The following is a 686-nucleotide window of genomic DNA, read 5'->3' as shown; positions in this document are numbered from 1 at the left end:
AAGGAACTCGACGACTGGACCCACGAGCGCGATCCGTACAGCCTCGACATGATCGAGGAGCAAAAGAGCGAGCAGCCGTTTAGCGGCGGCACGTATCTGCATCCGCGACAGGTACTGCGCGAGCTGGAAAAGGCGATGCCCGAGGACGTGATGGTCTCCACCGACATCGGCAACATCAACTCGGTGGCGAACAGCTATCTGCGTTTCGACAAACCGCGCAGCTTCTTCGCGGCGATGAGCTGGGGTAATTGCGGCTACGCGTTCCCGACCATCATCGGCGCGAAAGTCGCGGCACCGCACCGCCCGGCGGTCTCCTATGCCGGCGACGGCGCCTGGGGCATGAGCCTGATGGAAACCATGACCTGCGTGCGCCACAACATTCCGGTGACGGCGGTGGTATTCCACAATCGCCAATGGGGCGCTGAAAAGAAGAACCAGGTCGATTTCTATAACCGCCGCTTCGTCGCGGGCGAACTCGACAACCAGAGCTTCGCGGAAATCGCCAAGGCGATGGGCGCTGAAGGCATCGTCGTGGACAAGCTCGAAGACGTTGGCCCGGCGCTGAAAAAAGCGATCGATCTGCAGATGAACCACGGCAAGACCACCATCATCGAGATCATGTGCACCCGCGAACTCGGCGATCCGTTCCGCCGCGATGCGCTCGCCAAACCCGTGCGCATGCTCGA

The 686-nt window shown here is 61.2% G+C and carries 1 protein-coding gene; it reads left to right on the top strand.

Features of this window, described 5'->3' with window-relative positions; genetic code table 11:
- Nucleotides 1-686: thiamine pyrophosphate-dependent enzyme (locus AWB66_RS32660; protein ID WP_235021366.1), on the top strand; the 686-nt coding region annotated here is incomplete at both ends.

Source organism: Caballeronia telluris (assembly GCF_001544495.1).
Lineage (GTDB): Bacteria > Pseudomonadota > Gammaproteobacteria > Burkholderiales > Burkholderiaceae > Caballeronia > Caballeronia telluris.
The sequence above is the reverse complement of the archived record's forward strand: the minus strand, read 5'-3'. Positions and strand labels throughout refer to the sequence as shown.